Here is a 23,684-nt window from a genome sequence, read left to right as displayed (position 1 = left end):
GATACTCTTGGCTATCAATTGAAGATTAAATAAAGCTCAATTCATGCCAGGTAGCTGAACTTTTGGCTTCACGTCGTTCTGTACGACGGAGGCCATCGGTGCGACCACTCCCTGGCTCTTGAGCAACTCGCCCATGGTCGCCTTGATTCGATATTGAGTAAATAACTGAATGTTCTTGATTTCCACCAGGCGGCGGGAAGCGTTGAACAACTCGTTTTCACTGTCGAGCAAGTCAAGCAGGGTTCGTTCGCCAAGGCTGAACTGCTGCTGGTAGGCGCTGCGCACGCTGGTGCTGTAGTCGACGTATTTCTGCGCGATTGGCACCTGGGCGTTGGCGTTGTTCAAGGCGTTCCAGGCCAGACCTAACTCTTCATTCAATACGCGCAAGGCGTTGTTGCGCACATCCAATGCCTGGTTGGACAGATAGGCCTTGGATTCCAGGTCGGCCTTGTTGCTGCCGCCGGCATACAGGTTGAATCGCATGCGCAACATGGCCTGCCACTCATTGCTGTGACCGTCCGAGCCATCGATGTCGTTATCGGCGGAACGTCCCAACTCGGCATCAAAGCGCGGGTAAAAAGTCGACTTGGCGGTGTCGTACTGCTTTTCCGCCGCGACGATGTCCGACTCCGCGGAGCGCAGGATCGGGCTGTTATCCAGCATCTGCTGGCGCGCTTCATTCAGGTCGGCCGGCAACATGGCCAGGAACGGCGCAGGACGCTCCAATTGGTCGGGCATCTGGCCGACGGCGCTGAGGAAGTTGGTCTGGGCATCCGCGAGGTTGGTCTGTTCGGTGATCAGGTTGTTGCGGGCCTGGGCCAGACGGGCTTCCGCCTGGTCGCGGTCGGCGGTACGACCGACGCCGCGCTCGGTGCGCAGGCGGATCTGGTCAAAGATCCGCTCGTGGTTGCGCAGATTGTCTTCAGCCAGTTGCACGAACTCCCGGCGGCTCAGCACGTCGAGATAAACCTGGGCAACGGTCAGCGCGGTGCGCTCGGAGGTGCCCAACAACGAATAGGCACGGGAATTAACGGTGGCTTGTTGACGCCCAACTTCGCTGGACGTCGCAAAACCGTCAAAAACCATCTGCTGCAGACGTAAACTTGACTCACCCCGGTTCAGAGTTTCCCAATCATTACGCCCCGTTCCCGACCGGGTAGAAGGACTGTCAGTACCTTCACGGCCATAACCGCCGAGCAGATCGACCTTCGGCAGGTATCCCCCTTCAGCCGCTCTTAATTGATAATCCGCGGCCAAACGACTGTTCACGCCTGCCTGGATTTCCGGATGGACATCCAGTGCCTGTTGCATGGCTTGGGGGAGGGTTTGAGCTTGTACGAAACTGGCGGCGAGTGCGAAAGGTAGAGCTTTGAACAAGTGCGAAAGCATAAAAGAATTTCCCAGGACTTCATGTCTCGAATCACAGCAAAAAAGGCGGGCTGCGGCGGAAAATGGCAACCGGAATAACCGTATGTCGTAACGCTCAAAACTATTAACTGAAATACATGCTGTAGGTCAGGTCGCCGCGTAAATATCAATGTGACATTACTTGGGCGATTGTTTAGGATGCCTCCAATAAGGTCAATAGTTTGGCATTGAGTTAATTGCGAAAAGTTATAGCCAAATTATTGACGAAAAAGAGCGTCATTTGTACGTCTATTATTTTCCAAGTACATCCAGGCTGAATGGGCAAGAGGCCCTTCAGATCAATGGAAGCCTACTGAACGGAACATCGGAGAGTCTTCAATGAGCAGTGTTGTTGCCATCGTCAAAAGCATTGTTGGTCAAGTTTTCGCGGTGTCCCCAGAGGGCACTCGACGCGTTTTGATTGAAGGCGATCGACTGTTCGTAGGCGACCAGTTGGACACTGGCCTGGCGGGAGCCGTCACTCTGGAATTGGCGGACGGTCGTCTGCTTGATTTGGGCCGTGACACGCAATGGAGCGCCAGCGCCCCGGACTCCAGCACTGACCTGGCACAAGCCACTGCGCAAGCCGCGCCGTCGGTTGAGGAACTGCAACAAGCGATCGTCGCCGGCGCCGACCCGACCACCGAGCTGGAAGCCACGGCAGCGGGCCAGTCCGCGTCAGGCAGCGGCGGCGATGCCGGTGGTGGCCACAGTTTTGTGATGCTCGAAGCCACTGCCGGACGGGTTGATCCCACCATTGGCTTCCCGACCGCAGGCATCAACTCGGCCTTCACCGCCGTTGAAGAAACCAACGGCCCACAGGTCAACAACAACGGCAATGACAACACCGCCGCACCGGGCTCGGTCCTAACGCTGAGCGCCACGCCGACCATCACCGAAGCCGGCGGCATATTGGTCTACACCGCCAACGTCACCCGCGCGCCACTGACCGATCTGACCATCACCCTGTCCAACGGCGCGACCATCGTCATCCCGGCCGGCCAGGTCACCGGCAGCGTCAACGTGCCGCTGACGCCCAATGACAGCGTCTACGTCGACCCATCGCAAATTACTGTCACCGTCACCGGCACCACAGGCGGCGGTAACCAGGTAGTAACCGTCGACCCGGCACCCGCTGTCACCCAGATCACGGACACCATCGACACCACCACCGTCACCCTGACCGCGCAGCCGACGATCACCGAGGGCGGTCAGATTACCTACACCGCCACGCTGACCAATCCGGCGCAGACACCGGTGACCGTGACCTTGAGCAATGGCTCGGTCATTACCATCGAGCCGGGTAAAACCACTGGCACCGTCGTTGTAGATACGCCGGCTAATGATGTTTACAACAATGGCAGTACTGTCAGTACCACCATTACTGGTGCCACCGGCGGTAACTTTGAAAATCTGGTGCCTGGCACCACGCCAGCCGTTACTACCATCACTGATTCACCTGATTCGACCGGTCTGACGTTGACCGCTACCAGCGGCATCACCGAAGGCGGCCAGATCACTTACACCGCGACCCTGACCAATCCGGCCGGTACGCCGATGACCGTGACCTTGAGCAATGGCTCGGTCATTGTGATTGAAGCGGGCAAAACTTCCGGCACCGTCGTCGTCGATACCCCGGCCAACGACGTATACGTCAATGGCTCCACCGTCAGCACCTCCATTACCGGCACTACCGGCGGCAACTTTGAAAATCTGGTGCCGAGCACTACCCCAGCCGTCACAACCATCAGTGACTCGCTGGACGCCACCGGCCTGACCTTGACCGCTACCGGTGCCATTACCGAAGGCGGCCAGATCACTTACACCGCGACCTTGACCAATCCAGCCGGCACCGCGTTGACCGTGACCTTGAGCAATGGCTCGGTCATTGTGATTTATGTTGAAGCGGGCTAAGACTTCTTGGCACTGTTACGTCGTCGATAGCCCCTGTGCCAGACGACGTATACGTCATGGTCACCGTCTACTGTACCACCATTACGGGCACTTTACCGGCGGTAATTTGCGAGAACATTGGTGTCCTAGCACCACACCGGCCGTTTACGACTATCAGTGGATTCGCTTGGACTGCAACTGGCTCTGTGACCTTGACCGCTACCGGTTGCCATTACCGATAGGCGGCCAGATCATCTTTACACCGCCTCGCTGACTAATCTCTGCTGGTACCGCGATGACCCGATGACTTGAGACAATGGCTCGGTCATCGTCAATGAAGGGGCAAGACTTCCGTGAATCTGTTGTCGTTGATACAACGGTCCCAATGATGTTTACGTTGTAATGGTCTCCTCCGTCAGTACGACGCGATTACCGCACCACCGGCTGGTAATTCGAGAACCTTCGGTCCCAAGCAATACCCATAGCCGTCACCACCATCAGCGGAACTCGCTCGTGGACGCTACCGGTATGACCTTGACCGCTACCTGGCCGCTGTTTACGAAGGCGGCTCGTTCACCTACACCGACACGCTGGTACCAATCCTGCTGGTACCGCGATGACCCGTGCCTTTGAGCAATGCTCGTGTCATTTTGATTGAATTGCGGGCAGACTTCCGGCACGTGTCGTCGTCGATACCCCTGGCCAAACGACGTATACGTCAAGGCTCCACGTCAAGTACCACCATTACCGGCACTTCCGGCGGTAACTTTGAAAAACCTGGTGTCCGCAGCACTGACCCCCAGCCGTCATCTACTTAGGTGGCGGACTCTCGCTGGACGCCACCGGTCTGGACCTTGACCGTGACCGGCGCTATTACCGAAGGCAGTCTCGATCACCTACACGTGCGAACCCTGACCATATTCCAGCCGGCACCCGTTGACGTGACCTTGAGCAATGGTCGGTCATTGTGTGATTTGAAGCGGGCAAGAGTTCCGGCACTGTATCGTCGGCGTTACCCCTTGCCAATGATGTTGTACGTACATGGCCCGCGACCGTCGAGCTACATCCATTACGGCACTAACCGGCAGGCAACTTTGAAAAATCTTGGTGCCAGCACCACGCCAGCCGTTATAACTTCATGATTCACTCCTGATTCGTACCGGTTCTGACGCGTTTGTACCGCTAACAGCGGCATTCACCGAGGCGGGCCAGATCACGCTCTCCACACGCGACCTTGATGCGCCAATCGCGGCCGGTTACGCCGATGACCTTTGGACCTTGAGCAATGGCTCGGTTCAATTGTGATTGAGGCCGGTTTATACTACCGGCACTGTCAGTCGTCGATTTAACCCGCGCCAACGGAGTATAGTCTAATGGCTCCACCATCAGCTACGACGATTACCGGCAACACCGGCCGGAGTAACTTTGAAATTACTTGTGATCGGTATCCGAGCACTACCCCAGCCGTCACGCTCACCATCAGTGACTCGCTGGACGCTACCAGATCTGACCTTGACCGCTCACGGGCGCCTTATTTCGAAGGCGGCCTGTATCACCTATTTTACCGCGACCCCTTGACCAAGTGTGTGGCATGCGCCGTGATGACCCGTGACTTGAGCAATGGCTCGGATTTTTCATTGTGATGAGGCGGGCAAATGACTTCCGGCAACCGTGGTCGTCGTTACCCCGGCGCCAACGACGTCTACGTCAATGGCTCATTGTCAGTACGACGATTACCGGCCGATCTACCGGCTGGTAAACTTTCTGCAAAAAACCTTGGGTCCCGAGCACTTTCCCAGGCCGTCACCACCATCAGTGGACTCGCTGGACGCACCGGCATCTGGATCCTTTGGTACCTTGATACCGGTGCCATTGTTACGAAGGCGGCATAGATCACTCTACACCGCGACTCCTGACTATCCAGCCTAGCACCGCGTTATGACCGTGACCTTGAGCAATGCTCGGTCATTGTGAGTTGTGGCGGGGTTTAAGACTTCTCCGGCACCGTTTCGTCGTCGATTACCCAGCCCAAACGATGTCTTATCGCGTCACAGGCTCCACCGTCAGTGTACCACCTTTTCCAGGCACCATCCGCGGTAACTCTTTGAAAACCTGGGTCCCGAGCGTACTACCTTCCAGCCGTCTATAACCTATCCATCAGGACTCGGCTGGACGCAAACCGTGCCTGACATTGTACCGCTACCGGTTGCCATTTTCAGAAGGCGGCTACTCGCGATCACCTACACGCGACCCTGACCAATCCACGCCGGGCCAACGACTCGCTGATTGGACCGTGACCTTGAGCAACATGGCTCGGTGCATTGTGATTGAAGCGGTGCGCAAGATCTCCAGGCACCGTGCTCTGTTACGACACCCCAGCTCAACGATGTCTATCATGTCATTTACTGGCTCCGACCGTCGTACCACCACTTACCTCAGGCTACCCCACCGGCGTAGATAAACTTTGTGAAGAACTGGGTGCCTGAGCATCACCCCAGTCCGTCTTCCCCGCATCAGATGACTTGGACTGGACGCCACCGGGCCTGACCTTGACCGTACGGTGTGATGATTACCGAAGGGCGTGCTTCTGAGTTCATCTTAACTACACCGCGACCCCTGACCGAATCAGCCCGGCACGTCGATGATCCGTGACCTTGAGCAATGGCTCGGTTTCGCTAATCGTCATTTTGAAGCGTGGGCAAGCGTTCCGGCGGACACCTGTGGTCGTTGTTACCCCAGCAAGTGATGTGTACGTCTAATGGCGTCCACTAGTCAGCACGTTGCGATTACCAGCACCACCGGCGGGTAGATTTCGGAGAACTGGTTGCCGAGCCTACTTACATACCAGCCGTTTACGTTACGTCTATCAGTGACTCGATGTGACGCCACCGGCTGACCTTGACCGCTACGTGTTACTATCACGAGGCTGGTCCAGATCACTACACCGCCACGTGACTAATCGCCTGCCGTGGCAGACAGCGATGGACCGTGGACGCCTTTGAGCAATGGCTCGGTCTATTGTGATTGAACGGGGCAAGGACTTCCCTGGCACCGTCGTCCGTCGATACCCCGGCCAACGATGTTTACGTGTCAGATGCAGCACTGTCAGCACGCCACCATCACTGGCCGACTACCGGCGGCAACTTCGAAAACATTTTGGTACCGGCACCACACGTGCTGTCACCACCTTTTCAGTGACTCGCTGGGATGTACCGGTCTGTCCTTGACCGCTACCTGGTTGCCTTACCGAAGGCAGCTCGATCACCTACACCGCGACCTTGACCAATCCGGCTGTGGCACGGGCGATGACGTGACCTGGAGCATGGCTCGGTTCATTGTGATTGAGGCCGGTAAAACTACCGGCACTGTGTTGTCGAGACACCAGCCAATGATGTGTACGTCAATGGCTCCTCTGTCAGCACGACGATTACCTAGCACCACGGCGTGTAATTTCGAGAACCTTGGGTGCCGAGGCACCACACCAGCAGTTACGGATTTCAGTGACGCTCGCTGGACGCACACCGGGCGCTCTAGACTCCTTGACGCTACGGAGTTGCTATCACCGAAGTGTCGGGCCAGATCACTTACTCACCCCCCCGCTCACGCTGACTAATCCCTGCACGGACCGCGATGACCGTGAACTTGAAGCAATGGCTCCGGTCATTGTGATTGAAGGGGAAAAACAACCGGCACGTGGTCGTCGATACACAGACCAAGATGGTGGTAAGCGTCAATGGCCTCCACTTGTCATGCACGACCGATTTACGCCGGGCACCAATCCGCGGTAACTTTGAAAACCTGGTGACGTAGCTCTACCCCAGCCTTGTCTACCACCATACAGTGACTCGCTGGACGCTCACCGGCTTCTGACATTGACCGCTACTGGGGGTGCAATTACCGAAGGCGGCTCGATCCACCTACAGCCGCCACGCTGACTAATCTCGTGTAGTGGCAGTCCGCACGATGACCTGTATGACATTGAGCAATGGTCGCGGTGTCTATTGTGATTGCGGCCGGTAAAATCTAATCGGCACTGTCGTTGTCGACACCCTGCCAATGCATGTGTACGATCAATTGGCTCCACGTCTAGCATCACTCCTAGTTCCGGCATCTACTCGGCCGGAACTTGTTGAAATCTGGTGACCAAGCACTGCTCCTGTTTGTTTCATATCTATTCAGCGACTCGCGAGGATGCTACCGGTTCTGTACTCTTGATGCCGCTCTACGGGTGTTTGCTATTACCGAAGGCGGCTCGTCGTATCACCTACACCGCGACTCTGACCAACCTGGCTGGCACGCCGTTGACCGTGAACCTTGAGCAATGGCTTCGGGTCTATTGTTAATCGTAGGCCGGTTGTTTTTTTTAAAGAATGGCCACACTTGTGAGTCGTTGATACACCGGCCATTGTGTGTACGGTCAACTGGGCGCTTAGCACCTATTAGCACGCGCATATCTCTGGCACCACCGGCACGGCAGCTATTGAAATCTAGGTGCCCTTAAGCACCCATCGCCTAGCGGTTACCAACTAATCAGCGACTCGCTCGACGTAGTGAGCGTCTAGCATTGCCGGTAATCACGGACCTGATCGTTATTCGAAAACGCCCTATTCCGACATTCACATCACCAAAAAAAGGCCGTTTCTCGATGGATGATTTGCTCGTCATTAGTCAGCAACGGCTCGGCACCGTCACCGTTTAAAGCCCGGCGAGACTACGGCGAGTGTTTACACCGCACCGATGTCCTAGAGCTGGACGTACACAGTCTAACATAGACGGCGGCCCGCCTGTGAATGTGCCTGACTATCACCGACGCCACTGTGAAGGACCAGTGTCTTCGGAAGAAACCTGCACAATGTAGCATGAAGAGCTAGGCGTGGTGAGATCAACCGACACCACGGAACACCGTCACTGTCAGCATTGCCAGGCAATGGCGACGTATTCGAAAACGCTCCTCAATCCAAACCTTCATAGTGTCAGCATAACAGAGCTCTCGCACGACGACTTGACCGTCAAGTTGCGCAATCGGCGGCTCACTGGTTACCGTCAAAGCAGGGTGATTCGCAGCGGATCTTACACCGCGCCAGATCCAGGGCGTACGTACCGTCTACAAAGACGGCGGTCCGCTGTGCGTACATCGACAGCGCAAACGTGAAGGACCAGGGTCTTCGAAGGATCTGCAATATAGGAGCGCACAAGCGAACCAGGCGTGGTGCAGTGGTCAACGAACGCACTGTGGTGACACCGTGGACCGTGGAGCGCATCGCTGGCAATGGTCCTGTGTTCGAAAAAACGCAGCAATCCAACCTTCACCATCAGCAATCAACCAGGCGTTGTAGGGATCTGATCTGACCGTCAAGTTGAGCAACGGTGGCACGGTTACTGTTAAAGCCGGTGAGACTTCGGCGATGAGATCTACACCGCGCCCAGTTCAGCGGTCCGACGACGTCTCGCAAAGATGGCGCCCCCGCTGAGCCTGACTCGTCACCGATGCTTCTGTGCCAGCAAGGTTTCGAAGACCTGCAGTTGAGCGCAAAAAACCAGGATGTCGTAAAGTCAATGACACCACGACCACTGTTGACCGTCAGCTATCGCCGGTTTTTTTTTTAAACGGCGACGAGTATTCGAAAACGCCACTCCAGAACCTTCACATGTTCAGCGCGATCACGCCAGAGCTTCGCCGACGACTTGACCGTCAAGCTCAGCAACGGTGGCACGGTTACTGTTAAAAGCCGGTTGATTATCTTCGGCGATCTATACCGCCCCAGTTCAAGTGTGACGGTACGTATACAAGACGGCGGCCCGCTAGGCGTAACCTATCACCGCGAAGCGACTGTTTAAGGATAGGTCTTCGAAGACCTGCAAGCTGAGCAAAGAGTGGCCGGGCGTGGTGCAGATCAATGAGCACCACCGATCACCGTGACCGTTCTAGCTTCGCTCGGCAACGCGTTCCAGTTGTTCGAAAACGCCAATCCGACCTTACCATCACCCTCGCAACCAGGCGTTGAAGGATGAGGCTGACCGTCAGACTGTCATCAACTCGTTGTGTGCACCCCGTCACCGTCAAAGCCGGTGATACCAGCGCTGGATTACACCGCACCAGATTCGCCAAGGCTGCATGACGTCTACAAAGGACCGGCGGTCCGCTGAGCCTGACCGGTCACCGACGCTTGAGGTGCCAGGCAGGTTCGTTCGAAGTCTGCAAGTGCTGAGCAATAAGAACATAGGATCGTGGTGCAGTTCAACGGACACCACCTCGATACCGTCGACCGTCGAGCATCGTGGCAACGTCCTGTTGTCGAAAACGCCTAACCGCGACTTTTACCTATCCACTCAACCAGGCGTTTGTAAGGATGATTTGACAGTCAAACTCAGCTAACGGCCCCCCCCCTGCTGGCACCGTCGTACAGTTTAAAGCCGAGTGATTACCATGCGCGGATCTTGATGACCGCGCACAGTCCAGGGCGACGAGTCTATCAAAGGACGGTCGTGGTCAGCTGAGGCGTCACATCGACAGGCTGAACGTGGAAAGGACAGGTCTTCGAAGACCTGCTGTTTGAGCAAAGAACCAGGTGTTGTAGTGCAGATTCAACGACACCACCGACACCGTCCACCGTTCAGCATCGCTTTGGCAATGTGGTCCTGTGTTTGAAAACGCAAACCAGTCTTTCCTCCATCACCTTAACCAGGCGTTTGATTGGATGTTTGACCGTCAAGTTGAGCTAACGGGCGGCCCGTCACCGTCATAAGCCGGTGATTACTTCGGCGTTTTACACCGCGCCAATCCAGGGGCGATGACGTTCTACAAAGATCGGCGGGCCCGCTCGAGCGTCACCATCGACAGCGCAACCGTGAAGGATCAGGCCTTCGGAAGACCTGCAAGCTGAGCTAAGAACAGGCGTTGGTGCAGACATTGACACCACCGACACCGTGGACCGTCAGCATCGCTGTGGGCAATGGTCCAGTGTTTGAAAACGCCAATCCGACTTCTCTGTCAGCAGTCAACCAGGCGTTGAAGGATATGGATCTGACCGTCAAACTCCAGCAACGGCGGCCACCGTCACGTTAAAAGCCGGTGGTGATACCAGCGCGATGTATACCGCGCTCCAGTCCAGGGAGACGATCGTTACAAAGACGGCGGCCCGCTGAGCGTCACCACTCGACAGCGCAACCGTGAGGATCAGGTCTTCGAAACCTGCAATCTGAGCAATAGATACCAGGCGTGGTTTGCAGATCAACGCACACACCGCGACACCGTGACCGTCAGCATCGATGGCAACGGCCCTTGTGTGTCGAATACGCCAACCTAAACCTTCACTGTCTCAGCATCAACCAGCGTTGAAGAGTGATTGACCGTCAAACTCAGCAACTAGGCGGCACGTGTCACCGTTAAAGCCGGTGATACCAGCGCGATATATTACCGCGCAGTTCCAGGGAGACGTACCTGTCTACTAATAGACGCGGCGGCCCGCTTGGAGCGTTCACCATCGACAGCGCAACCCGTTGAAGGATCAGGTCTTCGATAGAAGAACCTGTCTATGATGCAAAGAACCAGGCTGTGGTGCAGACAACTGACACACGATACCGTCACCGTCAGCATCGCTAGCAACGGTCCAGTGTTCGATACCGCCAACCCGACGTTCACCGTTCAGCATCAACCAGGCGTTGAAGGATGATTTCTGTGCACCGTCAAGATTGAGCCACGGCTGGGGCAACCGTGCTCACCGTCAAAGCCGGTGATACTCTGATCGTCTAAACGTCGCGTAATCAGGGCGATGGACGTCTACAAGACGGCGGTCCGCTGCTGAGCCTGGACCGTCACCGATGCCTCTGTGCTCAGGCAAGGTCTTCGAAGACCTGCGAACTGAGACACAAGAGGAAACCGGGCGTGGTGCAAGGATCAATGACAACCCACGACACTGTGACCACGTCAGCATCGCGCGGTAAGGCGACGTAATCGAAATAGCCAACCCAACCTTCACTGTAAGCATCCAGAGAACAGTGACGTTGAAGGATGACCTCACCGTCAAAAACTCTGCATCGGTTTGCGCGACGGTTACCGTTCAAGAAGCCGGTGTATCTTCGGCGATTCTTTGACAGACGCACCGATCCAAGGCTCGACGACCGTCTACAAAGGACTGGCGGTTCCGCTGAGCCTGACCGTCACCGCGGATCGCGAGCGTGCCGGCAATGTCTTCGGAAGACTTGCCATCTAGAGCAAAGAACCAGGTGTCGATACAGATCAAGTTATTGACACCACCGACACACCGTCATCCGTCAGCATCACGCTGGCAATGGTTCCAGCTGTTTTGAAAACGCCAATCCGACCTTCACCTTCACCTCAAACCAGGCGTTGAAAAGGTCGATCTGACCGTCAGTTGAGCAACGCGTGGCACGGTTTACCGTCAAGCCGGGTGATACCAGCGCCGATCTACACCGCTCGCCATTCCAGGGCGACGACGTCTACAAAGATCGGTCGTGGTCCGCTGAGCGTAACACATCGGACAGCGGCAACCGTTGAAGGACCAAGGTCTTCGAAAAAAGACTGCAGTTTTGAGCAAGAACACAGGTTCTCTCGTGGTGCAGATCATAACGACACCACCGACACCGTGACCGTCAGCATCTCGCTGTTGGGCAAGAGACGGTTGCAGTTGTCGAAACGCCATCCGTCCTTACCATCACTCTCAACAAGGCGTTGAAGAATTGATCTGACCGTCAATAGCTCAGCAAAACGGCGGCACCGTCACCGTCAATAGCCGGTGAGATTCGGTCGTTCTATACCGCACCGATCCAGGGCGACGACCGTCTACAAAGGACGGCGTGTCCGCTGAGCCTGATCCTGTACACCGACGCGAGCCCTCGTGCAGGCAAGGTCTTCGCGATAGACCTGCAATGCTGAAGCAAAGAACCAGGTGTCGTACAGTATCAATGACACCACGACTACTCGTCACCGTCGCATTCGCTGGCATTGGTCAGTGTTTGGAAAACGCCAATCCGACCTGTTCTGTGCAATCACCCTCAACCAGGCGTTTGAAGGACGATTATGACCGTCAAGTTGTGCAACGGGTGTGGCATCGGTTACCGTCAAAGCGGTTGGATACCAGCGCGCGATTACACCGGCGCCAATCCAAGTGGTCGACGACCGTCTACAAATACTGGGCGGCCCGATGAGCGTCACCATCGACAGCGACAACCGTGAAGGACGTCGGTCTTCGAAGTCCTGCAATCTGAGCACCAAGAACAGGGCGTTGTGAAGATTCATCGACACAACACGATACCGTCACCGATCAGCTATCGCTGGCAATCGGTGCAGTGTTCGAAAAACGCCAACCCGACGTTCACCGTCAGCCATTCAAACCAGGCGTTTGAAGGATGATGATCTCACCGCTCCAAGTGAGCAACGGCTGGCACCGTCACCTCTAATGCCGGTGATTACTTCGCTGCGAATCTACCACGCGCAATCCAGCGGCGTGACGTCTAATCGACGAGCGGTCCGCTGAGCTCTGACCGTCACCTGTTGCCTCTGTGCCAGGCAAGGTTCTTCGAAGAACTGCAAATGAGCAAAGAACCGGGCTGTGGTGCAGATCATTGGACACCACGAACACTGTGACTGTGCAGCATCGCCGGTAACGGCGACGGCGTATTCGAAAAACGGCACGCAACCCCAACCTTTCACTAGGTCGCATTACAACCAGGCGTTTGATAGGATGAACCTCACCGTCCCGCAAACTCCTCAGCAACGGTGGGCACGTTGTTACGTCAAAAGCGGTGATACTTCGGCGGATCTATCAAACGCACCGATCCAAGGGCGACGACGTCTTGACGAAAGACGGCGGTCTCGACTGGAGCTGAACGTCACCGACGCGTATGCGTGACCTAGGCAAGGTCTTCAGAAGACCGCAATTGCTGAGCAAAGAACCCTGGTGTCGTACAGTATCAATGACACCACCGACACGTCACCGGTCAGCATCGCAACTTGGCAATGGTTTCAGTGTTTGAAAACGGCCAATGCCGAACTTCATCAGTAACTGCCTCAACCAGCGTTGAAGGACGATCTGACCGTCAAGTGTGAGCACAACGGTGGCTACTCGGTTTACCGTCTAAGCTGGTGATGATACAGCGCGATCTAACACCGCGCCAAATCCAGGGCGACGGACGTCTACAAAGACTGGGCGGTTCCGCCTGAGCGTTACCATCGAAGCGCTACGTGGGAAGGACCAGGTCTATCAAAGACCTGCAGTTGAGCAAAGAACCATGGCGTGGAGCTGATCAACGACACCACCGGACACCGTGACCGTCAGCCAGCATCGTTGGTCGAACACGGTCCAGTGTTCGAGATAAACGGGCCAATCTCGTACGTTCACTTGTCAAGCATTTCAACCAGGCGTTTGAAGGATGACCTCCACACGTAAACTCAAGCAACGCGGCGGCACCGTCATACCGTTTGTGTGAAAGCTAGGTTTGATGACCGCGCGATCTACACCGCACCGATCCAAGGCACGACGGACGGTCTACAAAGACGGCGTGCCCGCTGAGCCTCGACCGTCACTCGATGCTTCTGTGCCAGGCAAGGTCTTCGGAAGACCTAAATTGGAGCATAAGACCAAGGCGTGGTGCAGTCAACGTGACACCACCGCGACACTGCGTGACAGTTCAGCATCTGCTGGAGCAATGGCGGGGGGAACGTGTTTCTGATAAACGCCATTCAACATTCACTGTTCTAGCATCGAACAGTGCTTTCTCGCCGAATCGACTTAGACCATCATAAAGATGAGAGGCCAATATGGCCGGTACGTGTTTACCGTCGAAAGTCGGTGATACTTTCGCATGCTTGTTCGATCTCTCATACCGCCCCATGTTCAAGGCGACGACACCGTCTACAAAGACGCGGCCCCGCTGAGCGTTACCATCGAACAGCGCAACCGTGAAGGATAGGCCTTCGAAGATCTGCAAAATCTGTAGCGCAACAAAGAACCAGGTGTCGTGCCGATCACGTACACCAGTGGAAACGCCCGTATACGGTGAGCATTTGCCGTGGCAACGGCGACGTTATTCGAAAAAACGCCATAACCTCCAACCTTCACCCATCACCTCAATCAGGCGTTTTTGTGAAGGAATGGTCCTCCACCGTCAAACTCAGGCGTACTGGTGGCACAAGCGAGTTCTCACCGTCACAGCCGGTGAGGAGGACTTCGGCGATCTACAACCGCACCGATCCACTGGCGTATGACGTCTATAAAAGACGCGGCTGGCCCGCTTGGAAGCGTTACCATCACCGAATGCGATGCTGTTAAGTGCATCAGGTCTTCGAAGACCTGCAACTGAGCAAAAGAGCCAGGCGTGGTGCAGAATCAACGACACCGCACCGCTCAACCTGTCACCGTCGACATCGGCTGGCAATGGTCCAGTGTTCGAAAACGCCAACGCCGACCTTCACCATTCCCCCTTCAACCAAGCGTTGAAGGGTGGGGGGGGGGGGATCGATCTGAGCCGTCAAGTTGAGCAACGGCGCGGCCACCGTCACCGCTCAAATGCCTCGGTGATACCAGCGCGATCTATACCGGCGAACCGATCCAGGGCTCGACGACCTATACAAAGATCGGTCGGCCCGCTGAGCGTTAACCCATTGCACCGATTGCTTTCTTGTTCCAGGCAAAGTCTTCGAAGACCTGCAGTTGAGCAAAGAACAGGTGTGTACAGATCAGAATGACACCACCGACACTGTGACCGTCAGCATCGCCGCTCGGTAACGGCGACGTATTCGGAAAAACGGCCAACCCAACCTTCACTTGTTCATGCTATCAACAGGCGTTGAAGGATGATCTGACCGTCAATCTCAGCTCAAACGGCGCTGGCTACCGTCACCGATCAAAGCCGGGTGATACCAGCGTCGCGTTCTATGGACCCGAACACCTGATCCAGGGCGGACGACGTCTACAAAGACGGCGGTCCGCTGAGCGTTCACAATCGACATGCGGCAACGTGAAGGCACCATGAGGTTCTCGGAATAAGACTGCAACTGAGCAAGAGAACCAGGTGTCGTGTAGATGTCAACGACACCACCGAACACCCTTGACAGTCAGCATCGCTGGCAATGGTCTGTGTGTTTTTGGAAAACGTCAATACGCCTTCACTTGTCAGCATCAACAGGAGCTCTCGCCGACGATCTGACCGTCAAGTTTTGAGCAACGGCGGCACCGTCCCGTTTTAGCCGGTGATACTCAGCGCCGATCTATACCGCGCCCTCAGTCGCAGGCGACGACGTCTACATAAGACTTCGGCGTGGTCCGATGAGCGTCACCATCGACCAGCGCAACGTTGAAGGTATCAGGTCTTCGAAGACTGTGCAGTGGCAAAGGAACCAGGGTCGTACGCCAGATTCAACGACACCACGTGACATCCGGACGTCAGCAATCGCGTGCGTTTTGGTAAACGGTCCTGTGAGTTGAAAACGCCAACCCGACGTTCATCCAGTCAGCATCCTGTACCAGGCGTTGAAGGAGGTGATTGACCGTCAAACTCAGCAACTGCGGACACTCCGTCTCACCGTCAAAGCCATGGTGATACCAGTCGCTGATTTACACCGCGCCAAATCCAGGGCGACGAACGTCTACATAGACGGAGGCCCGTCGCGCTGCAGCGTCACCATTCGACAGCGCAACGTGAAGGATCAGGTCTTCGAAGACCTGCAGCTGAGCAAAGTAACTCAGGCGTGGTGCTGATCAAACGACACCACCGAGCACCGCGTTCACCGTCAGCATCGCTGGCAACGGTCCTGTGTTTGAAAACGCCAACCAAAACCTTCTACCATCACCCTCAATCTCAAGAGTTTGTAAGGTCGACTCTGACAGTCTAGCTCGAGCAACGGGCGCTCTGGGTACGTGTTGCCGTATAAAGTCCGGCGAGATCTTGCGGCGTTATCTACGCGAATGTCGCAATCTCAGGGCGATGATGGTTTCTAACAGAAGACGGCGGCTCTCGCTGTGCCTGACCGCGTCACGTTGATTCTGTGCCAGGCAAGGTATTCGAAGACCTGCAGTTGAGCAGAACAGAACCAGTGTGTGTGCGGTACAGGTTGCTAATGGACACCACAGGACACTGTTGTGACCGTCAGCATCGCCTGGTAAACGGCGACGTATTCGAAAACGCCAACCCAATCCTTCAATGTCTGCTTCAACCCAGGCGTTGAAGGATGACTGCTCATCGTCAAACTCAGCAACGGTTGGCACCGTCACCGTTTTTAAAGCCGGGCGAGAATACGGTCGGATTTACACCGCTACCATATCCAGGGCGATCGACGTCTACAAAGACGGCTGGCCCGCGAGCCTGGACCGTGTCACCGATGAGTTCTGTGCCAGGGCAAGGTCTTCGAAGACCTGCAATGAGCAAAGACAAGACCGCGTTGTTCGTGCAGATCAACAGACCACCGTGGACACTTCGTGACGAGATTGAGCATTGCCGGGCAATGGTCCTGTGTGTTCTGAAACGCCATACCTCGACATTTCTCGCCATCACTTCAACCAGGCGATTGAAAGGATGATTTGACCGTTCAAACTCAGCAACGGTGTGGCACACCGTTCACCGTCAGTAGAGCTCGGTGCGGTGATACCAAGCGCGCTCTATAACCGGCGACCAAGTCCAAGGTCGATGACGTCTATCAAAGACGGCGGCCCCGTCTGAGCGTCACCATCACCGAATGCTTCTGTTGCCAAGCAAAGTCTTCGCGAAGACCTGCAGCTGAAAGCAAAGACCAGGTTTGTGGTGCAGATTCAATGGATCCGACCAACCGACACTGTGACCGTTCAGCATCGCCGGAATTAACGGCGACGTATTTCGAAAAACGCCAACCGCAAATCTTTCATTTGTCTAGCATATCAACCAGGCAGTTGAAGGATGATTTGACCGTACAAAACATCAGTCAACGGTGGGCACCGTGCACACAGTCAAAGCCGGTGATACTCAGCGCCGTCTATACCGCGCCGAGTCCTGGGTAGACGACGTTCTAATAAGGACGGCGGACCGCTGAGCCTGATGCGTATCACTCGACGCCACTGTGAAGGACCCAGGTCTTAGTAAGACTTCGTGCAGCTGAGCAAGAATGCACAAGGGTGTGGTGCAGATCAATGACAGGCCGAAAGAACACTGTGACCGTCAGCTCATCGCCGCTGTTACGGGCGACGTAGTATTCGAAAACGCCCGCAACCCAACCTTGTCACTGTCAGCATCAACCAGGCGTTCTTTGAAGGATGGATATTGTTACCGTACAAAGCTCCAGGCAACGAGTGTGCACCGTCACCGTCTCAAAGCCGGTGATACCAGCGCGTAGTCTAGTACCGCGTGCCGTCCAGGGGAATTACCGGACCACGTATTTCTCGAAAGACGGGGCCGCTGAGCCTGACTATCACCGACCGCCAGACTGTGAAGGTCAGGTCTTCGGAAGTCCTGCATACTGAGCAAAGAAAACAGGGGCGTGGTGTCAGATGCAAGATGACACCACCGGACACCGTGACCGTCATGCATCGCTGTGTCAATGGTCCAGTGTTTTGGAAAACTCGACCATATCGCGGACCTTCACCTCATCACCATCAACCAAGATGTGGGACGTTTGAAGGATGATTTGGACGTCAAAATCTCCTGCAACGGTTGGCACAGGTTACCGTTAAAGCCTGGGTGATGTAGACTTCTCGGCGATCTACAACCGCGCCGATCCTCTAAGGCGACGGAGTCTACAAAGTACGAGCGGGCGCGCGGCCTGAGGTGCTGTCCCCCGCTGAGCGTCTCAACCATCGACAGCGCAACCTGTTGAAGGATCAGTGTCTTTCGAAGTGATCCTGCAAGTTGAGCAAAGAATTCCATGTTGTGGTGCAGATCAAACGACACCGTGGACACCGTCGCACTGTCAGCAATCGCTGGCAACGGCCCATAGTGTGTCGAAAAAAAACGCCCCAATCCTCGTGACACTTTCACTCATCACCCTCAACCGAAGCGTGAATGAATAGGACGATGGACCGTCAGAAACTCAGCAACGGTGGAACGGTTACCGTAAAGCCGGTTTGAGGACTTCGGCGATTCTACACCGTCGCCGATCCAAGGCGACGACGTATACAAAGACGGCGGGCCCGCTGAGCGTCACATCGACAGCCGCAACCGTGAATGAAAGGATCAGGTCTTCGAAGACCTGCGTTGAGCAATGAACCAGGTTGTGGTGCAGATAGCATGACTGACACTCCGTGGACACCCGTCACTGTCAGCAACGCTGGAACGGCCCTGTGTTCGAAAACAGCCAATACGACCTTTCGTACCATCACCCTCAACCAAGGCGTTGAAGGAGCGAGCTGACGTCAAACCTCAGCAACTGTGGTGGGCTCACGGTTACCGGTTTCAAGCCGCGGTGGAGTGAGACTTCGGCGATCTACACTCGCGCCGATCCAAGGGCGAACGACGTCTACAAAAGACGGCGGCCCGCTGTGAGCGTCACCATCGTACAGCCGCAACGTGTAGAAGTGATCAGGTCTTCCGAAGACCTGGCAGTTGAGCAAAGAACCAGGTGTGGTAGCAGATCAACGACACCGTGGACACCGTCTCTTTGTCATGCATCGCTGGCAACGGGCCCTGTGTTCGTAAAACGGCCAACCCCAACCTTCACCATCACCCTCAGACCAAGCGTTTTGTTGGCAAGGACGATTGACCGTCAAATCAGCATATGGTGGTACGGTTACGTACAAAGCGGTGATACTCAGCGCGATCTATACCGCGTCTCCAGTCCGTGGAGGACTCGACGGTCTACAAAGACGGCGGCACGAGAGCGCTGTTACACAATCACCGAAGCGACTGTTAAGGTATCAGGTCTTCGAAGGACCAGTCAGTTGTAGTCAAAGAGCAGGGCGTGGTGTGCAGATCCAAACGACACCACCGACCACCGTGACCGTTCAGTCACATCGCTGGCACGGACGTACCCGTCAATTCGATAACGCCAACCCGTACTTCACCGTCAGCATTCAACAGGCGTTGAGGATGATTTCTGACTCACGTTCCCCGATCTAAAGAATAACTCAGCAAACCCGGTGGCACCGGTTTACTGTTAAAGCTGGTGATTACTTCGGCGATCTATACCGCCCCTCAGTTCGTAAGGCTGACGACGTCTACAAATGCTGCGGTCCGCTGTGATAGCGTCACTTTCGACGCAGCGGTCAATCGCCTTTCCGTGACAGGACCAGGTGTTCTTGTCGAAGACCTGCATACTGAGCAAAGATCCAGCGTGTTGGTGCAGATGCAACGACTCCACGACCCGTGACCGTCAGCACTCTCTGCGTTGGCAATGGTACTGTGTTCGGAAAAACGGCCACCAACCCCACTTCACCATCACCCTCAACCAGGCGTTGAAGGACGATCTGACCGTTCAAGATTGAGCAATACGGCGGTACGGTTACCGTTGAAAGCACGGCGAGACTTTCTTTTTCCTTGAGTGGCGATCTATCACCGCGCCCAATCCAGGGTAGACGACGATCTGTCTACGAAAGACGGCGCGGCCCGTCTGAGCGTTCCACCATCGACAGCGCAACCGTAGCAAGGACCAGGTTGCTTCGATGCGACCTGCAGTTTGAGCTGAAAGAACCAGTGTCGTGGGCAGCTATATCAAACGACACACACCGACACCCGTGTGTATCAGTCTGTCATGCATCGCTGGCAATGGTCCTTTGTTGTTGCTGAAAACGCCACCCAACTTCACCATCACCCTCAACCAGCGTTGAAGGACGATATATCTGACCGTGTTACAAAGTTGGCAACGGCGGTACGGTTACGCTAAAGCTCGGTTGATACCAGCGCGTATCTATACCGCCCAGTTCATGTGCGTACGACGTCTACAAAAAGGACGGGCGGCCCGTTCCTGAAGGCCTGACTATCAACCGACGCATACTGTGAAGGACCAGGTCTTTTCGTCAGACACTGTGTGTTGTATTACTTTAGAGCAAAGAACCAGGTGTCGTGCAGATCAACGACACCTCACTCGACACCAGAGACCGTCGCATCGCTGGCAATGGTCCATGTGTTGATAAACGCGAATCCAACCTATTCACTTCGTCAGCCATCAACCAGGTCGTTGAAGGATGATCTTGACAGTCAAACTCGAGCACGGTGGGCACCGTCTCACCGTCAAAGCCGGTAGATTCTTCGTGTGTGCGATCTGAATCTATACCGCGCCAGTTCCGGGCAAGGACGGACGTATCTATCGCAAAAGAGTTGGCGGCCCGCTGCAGCGTTACTATCGACTAGCGCAACGTGAAGGATCAGGTGTACTTACGTTAAGTACTGCAAACTGAGTCAAAGAAGCCCAGGCCGTGGTGCGATGATGCAAAGATCTCCCACAGAACCGTCACCGCTCAGCATCGCTAGGCAACGGTCCTCTGTGGTTCGAAAACGCGAATCCAGAACCTTACCAATTCACCACCTCAACCAGGCGTGATAGGATGACACCTCTACCGTCAAACTAGCAACGGTGGCACGTCTACCGTCAAAGGCCGGTTATACTTCGGCGATGTTTTCACCGCGCGGTTCCGGGGCGAGGACGTCTACAAAGAATGGCGGCGCCGCCTGAAGCCTCCTGACTATCACCAACGCCACTTGTGAAGGATCAGTGTTTTCGATGTGACCTGCGAGTTGAGCCAAAAGAAACCAGGTTGTCGTAACAGTATCAACGCACACCACCCGACACCGTGACCGTCAGCATCTGCTGGCGAATGAGTGCTGTGTTCGTATATACGGCCAGACCCCCGACGTTCACCGTCAGCAATTCAATCCAGGCGTTGATTGCGATGACATGACCGTCGCAAACTCAGAATCGTGGCACCGTTGCCTGACCGTATCAAAGGTCCGTTGATACCAGCCGCGATCTAACACCGCACCGATCCAAGGGCGACGTCGTCTACAAAGACGGCGGCCCGCTGAGCCTGACCGTCACCGATTGCCTCTGTGCCAGGCAGAAGGTCTTCGAAGATCTGCTCACTGAGCATCAAAGAACTCAGGCGTGGTGCAGACATTGTCAATCGATCACACCGAACTGTGTACGGTGAGCATCCGCCGCTATGGCTAACGGCGACGTATTCGAAAAACGCCAATCGCAGACACCTTTCGCACTGTCAGCATCAACAGAGCTCTCGCCGACGACTTGACCGTAAGTTGGAGCAACGGTGGCTCACGACTTGTCACGTCAAGCCCGGTGATACCTAGCGCGCGTATCTATACCCGCGCCAGTCCAGGGGAGACTGACCGTCTACAAGACGGGCGGCCCGCTGAGCCTAGATGCTATCAACCGACTGCTCACTGTGAAAGGACCAGGTTACGAAAGACTGCAACTTTTCAGCTGAGCAAAGACCAGGCGTTGGGTGAAGATCAATGAAACCACTCGGACACCGTGACAGATCCCGTCAGTCATAGCTGGCAATGGTACCTGCATGTTCGAAAACGCCCAATACCAACCTTCACTGTCAGCACTCAACCAAGGCGTAGGAAGGTTGACCTCACCGTTCAAGCTGTGCATCGGCGGTCACGGTTACCGTTAAAGGCGGGTGATATCCAGCGCGAATCTCTTACCGTCGCCCCAGTTCAAGGCGACTCGACGTCTCTACTAAATGACGGTTCGGCCCGCTGATGGTGTTTACTATCGACAGCGGCAACCGTGAAGGATAGGTCTCGAAGACCTGCGTTTGAGCAAACGAACCAGGTGTCCGTACAGATCAATGGAACCACCGACACGTGGTGACCGTCAGCATCGCAGTGTAACGGCGGACGTAGTTCCAAAAACTCGCCACCCAACCATTTCACTCGCATCACCTTCAACTCAGGCGTTGAAGGACGATATTCTTGTACGCGTCAATAATCAGCAACATCGGCTCGGCACTCCGTCACCGTCAAAGCCGGTGAGTACTTCGGCGATCTAATACTCCGCACCGATTCCAGTGTGGACGACTTCATCGTCTACAAAGACGGCGGTCCGCTGAAGCGTCACCATCGCGACAGCGCAATCGGTGAAGGACCAGAGTCTTCGAAGACCTGCAATCTGAGCACAAGTCGCTGCAAGGGCGTGGTTGCTGATCAATGACACCACCGACACCGTGACCGTCAGCATCAGCTGGCAATGGTCCAGCAGCCAGTGTTTCGAAAAAACGCCTACCAACCTTCACTGTCAGCATCAACCAGGCGTGTGAGAAGGAATTTGACCTCACGTCAAGCTGAATAGCAACGCGGCGGCACGGTTACCGTTAAAGCGGTGATACCAGCGGATCTATACCGCCACAGTATAGCTTCAAGGCGACAGACGGTCTACAAAGGACGGGCGGCCCGGCTGAGCCTGACTATCACCGACAGCAATGTGTAGGACCAGGGTCTTCGCAAGACCTGTAGTTGAGCAAAGAAACCAGGTGTCGTGCAGATCAACGACCACCACGACACCGTCGGACCGTTCAGCATCCGCTGGCAATGGTCCTGTGTTTGAAAACGCGTATCCATACGCCTTTCACGGTATGTCAGACATCAACCAGGCGGTTTTTGAAGGATAGATCTGACCGTCTAAAATGCTCTACCCAACGGTGCGGTCACCCGTCACCGTTCAAAGAAAGTAGGTAGTGATTGATCTTCGGCCGATCTATAATCCGCGCAAGTTCCAATGGGGAGACGACGTCTACAAAAGATTGGCGGTCCGCTGAGCGTGTATTCGTATCGTGACAGCGAAACCGTGAAGGTATCAGGTTCTTCGAAAGACCTGCAACTGAAGTCTGAGCAAAGAACCAGGCTGTGAGTGCAGATGTCAACGACACTGTGGACACCGGTCCACAGTCAGCATTCGCTGGCAATGGTCCAGTGTTTTGTGAAAATCGCCGAATGTCATACCTTCAACCGTCAGATCAGAACCAGGCGTTGAAGGACGATTGACCGTCAAACTCAAGGCGCAGTGCGGTGGCTACCGGTCACCGTTAAAGTGGCGAAAACCAGCAGCGGATCTCTATACCGCAGCCAGTCCAAGGCGACGATGTCTACAATAGACGGCTGGCCGCTGTGCGTTACCATCAACCGAAGCGCTGTTAAGGATTAGGTCTTCGAAGACCTGCAACCTGAGCAAGAGCTCAGGCCGTGGTGCAGATCAACGGGAACCACCGACACCGTCTCGTCAGCATTCGATGGCAATGTGTTCCAGTGTGGGGCTCGAAAACGCCAGAATCTCCGACCTTCACCATCACCCTCTTCAACCAAGGGTGTGGAAGGATGATTTGACCGTCAAGCTCTGCAACGGCCGTTGGCACCTGTCACCGTTAAAGCCGGTGGAGACTTCGGCGATCTATACCGCACCGATCTCAGGGCGATGAGTCTACAAAGACGGCTAGTGCGGCTCG

At 55.3% G+C, this 23,684-nt stretch carries 2 protein-coding genes and 1 pseudogene; 1 reads left to right on the top strand and 2 read right to left on the bottom strand.

The window, feature by feature from the left end; genetic code table 11:
• Positions 1-36: 36 nt before the first annotated feature.
• Complete coding sequence (locus tag KW062_RS01445; RefSeq protein WP_027619383.1) at positions 37-1,389, bottom strand: TolC family outer membrane protein; 1,353 nt, start codon at positions 1,387-1,389, stop codon at positions 37-39.
• Between the two features lie 357 nt (positions 1,390-1,746).
• Here KW062_RS01445 and KW062_RS01440 point away from each other — a divergent pair.
• Positions 1,747-3,309, top strand: a pseudogene (locus KW062_RS01440) (retention module-containing protein); the annotation flags it as partial.
• A gap of 7,022 nt (positions 3,310-10,331) precedes the next feature.
• Here the strand turns inward: KW062_RS01440 and KW062_RS01435 are convergent.
• Positions 10,332-10,544, bottom strand: coding sequence for a hypothetical protein (locus tag KW062_RS01435; RefSeq protein WP_218424816.1), 213 nt, complete (start codon positions 10,542-10,544; stop codon positions 10,332-10,334).
• Positions 10,545-23,684: the final 13,140 nt, after the last annotated feature.

It is taken from the genome of Pseudomonas fluorescens, from assembly GCF_019212185.1.
Taxonomy (GTDB): domain Bacteria; phylum Pseudomonadota; class Gammaproteobacteria; order Pseudomonadales; family Pseudomonadaceae; genus Aquipseudomonas.
This window is presented reverse-complemented; position numbering and strand designations above follow the sequence as displayed.

Excerpts from the sequence above, each read along its gene's own strand:
- KW062_RS01445 (WP_027619383.1), bottom strand. The coding sequence starts at position 1,389 with ATGCTTTCGCACTTGTTCAAAGCTCTACCTTTCGCACTCGCCGCCAGT.